Annotated in this window: 2 protein-coding genes and 1 pseudogene; all 3 read right to left on the bottom strand. The window is 72.7% G+C overall.

The annotated features are described in order from the left end of the window. Positions 1–31: 31 nt before the first annotated feature. A complete protein-coding gene (locus EHS43_RS38140) occupies positions 32–1,762 on the bottom strand; it encodes a CDP-alcohol phosphatidyltransferase (RefSeq protein ID WP_125195186.1) in 1,731 nt (576 codons plus the stop codon). Positions 1,763–1,941: 179 nt separating this feature from the next. Beyond that, a complete protein-coding gene (locus EHS43_RS38135) occupies positions 1,942–3,879 on the bottom strand; it encodes a glycogen debranching N-terminal domain-containing protein (RefSeq protein WP_125195185.1) in 1,938 nt (645 codons plus the stop codon). Next, positions 3,876–4,510 (bottom strand): annotated as a pseudogene (locus EHS43_RS38130) (hypothetical protein); the annotation flags it as partial. The gene EHS43_RS38135 and the pseudogene EHS43_RS38130, both read right to left, overlap by 4 nt.

Raw genomic sequence — 4,510 nt, 5'->3', positions numbered from 1 at the left:
CAACCGAACCCGGCACCCCAACAGGCGCCCCCTACCCCTCCGACGGATGCGGAGTCGAGCCGTACGCCTTCAGGAAGCGGTCTCGGAAGGAGCTCATTTTCCAGACGGGGGTGTTGGGGGCCGGCTTCAGGCCGTCCGTCCAGTTCCACGAGTCGATCTTGTCGAGGATCTTCGGGTCCTTCGCGACGATGGAGATCGGCACGTCACGGCTGGCGTTCTCCCCGCTGACCCGGGCGATCGGCTGATGGTCGCCGAGGAAGACGAGGACCGTGTCGTCGGTGCCGTACCGCTCCAGCCACTGGGTCAGTGAAGTCACCGAGTAGGAGATGGACTTGCCGTACTCCTGCTTGGAACGGGCGGGGTCGGCGATGATGTCGGAGGCCTTGTTGCCGGCCTTCTGGATGGGCTTGAAAACCGAGCCGTCGCCGAGGTCGTCCCAGTCGACCATCTTCGGGATGGGCGCCCAGGGCTGGTGGCTGGAGGTCAGGATGATCTCGGACATCAGCGGCTTGTCGCGCTTCTTGCCGTGGACCTGACGCTGGTAGGCCTCCAGGGCGTACTGGTCAGGCATCGTCGACCAGCTGAACTTGGGTCCCTGGTAGCCGAGTTGGAAGGCGTTGTAGACCTTGTCGAGGCCGTAGTACCGCTGTTCCGGCCAGCCCTTCTGGATGCCCGGCATGACTCCGACCGTGTCCCAGGCGCCGGTCTTCTTGAAGGCCTTGGTGAGGCTGAGGTGGTCGCTGGCCATGACCGTGCGGTAGCGCTGCTGGTTGTCGATCCAGAGGCCGGAGAGGGTCGTCGAGTGGCCGAGCCAGCTGCTGCCGCCGTACGTCGCCGAGGTCAGCCAGCCGCTCTTCGCGTGGAAGCCGGCCTTCGCGAGGGCCGCGGTGCTCGTGTCGAGGGTCTTGTCGACGCCGGGCGCGATGGCCGGGTCCTCGATGGCGCTGCGGCCGTAGCTCTCGATGAAGGTGAAGATCATGTCCTTGCCGCGCAGGTCGGGCACCAGCTGCGCACCCGGTGTGTTGCCGAAGGCGTCGGCCCTGGCCACCTTCTGGAACTCCGCCTCGTCCCGCACGGTGTACAGCACCCGCTTGGCCTGGGCCGTGGCGAGCGCCGCGGTGTGCTCGGAGGCCAGCGGCGTGCCGAAGACCTGGAGGCCGAGGGCGGAGCAGGTGACCCAGACGGTCGCGGCGACGAGGGTTCCCCGGGTGGCGAGCCGCCGGTCCAGGACCAGCAGGCCGCTCAGCCTGACCGTCGCCAGCGTCATGACGGTCAGCAGCAGGAGCACGAGGACGACGACGCCGACCACGGCCGCGACCGCGACCGCCCCGCCCATCGAGTCCGCGACGTACGACTGCGCGTCGTCGAGCAGCTCCCAGTCCAGGACGGCGTTGAAGGGCCGCCCGAGGTAGTCGTTGAACCCCATGTCGAGCAGGTTCAGGACCGTCATCACCCCGAGCGCCACGCCGGACACCACGGCCACCACCAGCCGCGGCCGGCGCGGCAGCGCGAGCGTCACGGCCGCCCCGAGGATCGCCTCGGCCGGAATCCGCACGAACGCCCGCGGATGCAGATAGGGGACCTTGTTCGGCAGGAGCAGCGCCCCGAGCACGAGCAGCAGGGCGAGGGCGTCCAGGGCCCACCGCAGGTTGCGTACGGCGGTGGGGTGCGCGCCGCGCCAGGACGGCTTCCCGGCCGGCCCACTGTCCCCGCCCGTCGCCTCGGCCTCGGACGACGTGCTCTCTGCAAGGGTCTCGGACACCCGAGGGTCCTTCCATGCGGTCCTGGTGGAAGGCGGACCCGATATGGGGTCTCGGATCCGCCACAGTCCCGTACGGAGGGCTCAGGGCCCCAGTTCACCGGTCGGAGCAAACACCGGGCAAACGCCCGGCCAACAGGTTCTCAGGAGCCGCGTGCGCCCCACGGCTTACCCGCGGAGCGCTACGCGCCGCCGACCGCCGTCAGCAGCGCGAGCGGTGCCGCTGCCGAGCGCGCCTCCCGCACGCACGCGTGCGGGTAGGGCACCGGTTCGCCGTGGGACTCCCGTCCGTACCCGGCCAGTACCTCCGGCAGCCGGTGCCCGGTCGCCGTCGCCGCGTCCACCAGTCCGTGCGCCACCGCCCGCGCCTCGTCGTGCAGGCCGTAGCGGGCGAGTCCCAGCGCGATCAGCGCGTTGTCGTGCGGCCAGACCGAGCCCCGGTGGTAGGAGAGCGGGTGGTAGGCCGGCTGGCCGGAGGCAAGCGTGCGCACGCCCCAGCCCGAGAAGAAGTCCGGTTCGAGCAGGCGGCGGCCCACCAGTTCGCCGTACTCCTTGTCGAGCAGCCCGGACCACAGCAGGTGCCCGGCGTCGGAGGCCAGCGCGTCGACCTGCCGGCCCTCCCCGTCCAGTGCCAGGGCCGGGAAGGAGCGGTCCGGCATCCAGAAGTCCCGCTGGAAGCGGTCCCGCAGGTCCGCCGCGGCCTGTTCGAGGAGCGCCGCGTACGTCTCGTCCCCCCACACCGTGCGCGCGACCCACGCGGTCCGGCGCAGCGCGTCGTACGCGTAGCCCTGGGCGCCCGCCGCCATCACCGGGCCGCTCGGGCGGCTCCCGTCGGCGCCGCAGATCGACCCGGGGGAGTCCTTCCAGTTCTGGTTGGCGAGGCCGCCCTGGTCGGCGCGGTAGACGAGGTAGCCGCGCGAGGTGAGGCCGCCGTGGTCGAGCATCCAGCCGACCGCGGCGCGGGCGTGGGACTCCAGGCGCCGGGCGAGGGCGGTGTCCCCGGTCTGCTCCACGTACGCGCCGAGCAGTACGAGGAACAGCGGGGTCGCGTCGACCGAGCCGTAGTAGCGGCCGTACGGCACCTGCTCGAAGTGCGCGAGCTCCCCGTGCCGCACCTCGTGCACGATCTTGCCGGGCTGGGACACCGAGGCCGCGCCGGTCTCGGTGGCCTGGGTCGCGGCGAGCGCGGGCAGGGTCGCCGCGGCCAGCCGGGAGCGGTAGGGGAGGGCGAAGAGCGAGGTGAGGAGGGCGTCCCGGCCGAGGAGGGTCAGGAACCAGGGGGCGCCCGCGGCGGGCACGCGCAGTTCCTCGCCGTCCGGACCGGTCGCCGGCACCTGGAGCGAGGCCAGGTCGGCGAGGCCCCGGGCACAGGCGGCCGCCAGCTCCGGCCAGCCGGTCGGGAAGGCCACGCCCTCCACGAACTCACCCTCCATCCGCAGGAGTTGCCGGTTCACCGCGGCGGGCGAGCTCGGTACCCGGCGGGCCCGCTTGTCGCCGTGCGGGCGGGCCATCACGCGCAGGGTCAGCTCGGCCGTGCCGTGCGGTTCCAGGTCGAGCGTCCAGACCAGCCGCCTGGCTCCGGTGCCGGTCTCCTCGACGGCGTCCGGGGCGGGGTCGGCCGTCACCGTCGTCAAGGACCGCCATTCGTGCCGCTGGTAGCCGAACTCCACGCCGTCGTCCAGGACTTCACGGGTGCGGGTGGCGCCGGTCTTCGTGTAGGTGCGGTGGTCGGAGCGCAGTTCGAACTGGTCGGTGAAGTCGGCGTCCGCGGTGACCGCGAGCCGGACCGTCGTCGGCACCGGGCGGTTGCTGGTGACCCGCAGGGATTCGACGAACGAGCCGTCGCCCACCGCCTGTTCGCGGAAGAGGGTGTGCGCGGGGGGTTCCTGACGGCCGCCTCGCGGCACCAGGACACAGCGCGCGGCATCCCCGTCGGCGACCGGGGACAGGGCCTCGGGGACCGCCCCGTCGATCGTGAGCTGCCAGCGGCTCAGGTGCCGGGCGTCCCGTACGAACAGGCCGTCCGGTGAGCTGCCGTTGCGCACTCCGCTGATGTCCCCGCCGTCGCCCACGGCGGCGAACGTCCCGCCGTGCACGAGCAGATGATGCCGGTCCGTCATCGCCGGTCCCCTCCCTTGAGTGCCCTGTCCGCCGTGCTGGTGGTGTCGCTGTGGAGCAGGTCGAGCGCGAGCGCGGCCGTCCAGCCGAAGCCGGTCGCGCCGCAGGCCTCGCCGGTGTACGGGTCGACGTACTCCGCGAAGTCGGTGGCCGCCGCCAGGTCCAGCACCGACTCCCGCAGCGCGTCGGCCCGCCGGTGCTCGGCGTGGGTGCGCAGCCCCCGCTCCACGAGCCACGCGGTGTTGAACCAGGCCGGGCCGCGCCAGTAGCGGTGCGGGTCGAAGGCCTCGCCGAGGAGGTCGTAGCTGGGCAGGAGGCGGGTGGTGGTGCCGAGCCCGAAGCGGGGCCCGGACACGGTGCCGAGGAGGGCCCGGACGACGGGGCGCGGGAGGCCCGGGAGGAGCAGCGGGATCAGTCCGGAGACACCGCGCTCGGGGATCGGGGCGCCGCGCCCGTCCGGGGCGGGGGCCATGAGGTCCCGGCACAGGAACATCCCGCTCGCCGGGTCCCACAGCCGCTCCACCAGGGCCGTCGTGAGGCGCTCCGCGCGCGCGTGGCGGGCCGTGCCGGGGGCGCCCAGCTCGGCGGCGATCCGGGCGAGGGCGTGCTCGGAGGCGATGAGCAGCGCGTTGA

Source organism: Streptomyces sp. RP5T, from assembly GCF_003933965.1.
GTDB lineage: Bacteria > Actinomycetota > Actinomycetes > Streptomycetales > Streptomycetaceae > Streptomyces.
The sequence above is the reverse complement of the archived record's forward strand: the minus strand, read 5'-3'. Positions and strand labels throughout refer to the sequence as shown.

Bases quoted from the DNA above. Each gene is read 5' to 3' on its own strand.
- EHS43_RS38135 (WP_125195185.1), bottom strand. From the start codon at position 3,879: ATGACGGACCGGCATCATCTGCTCGTGCACGGCGGGACGTTCGCCGCC.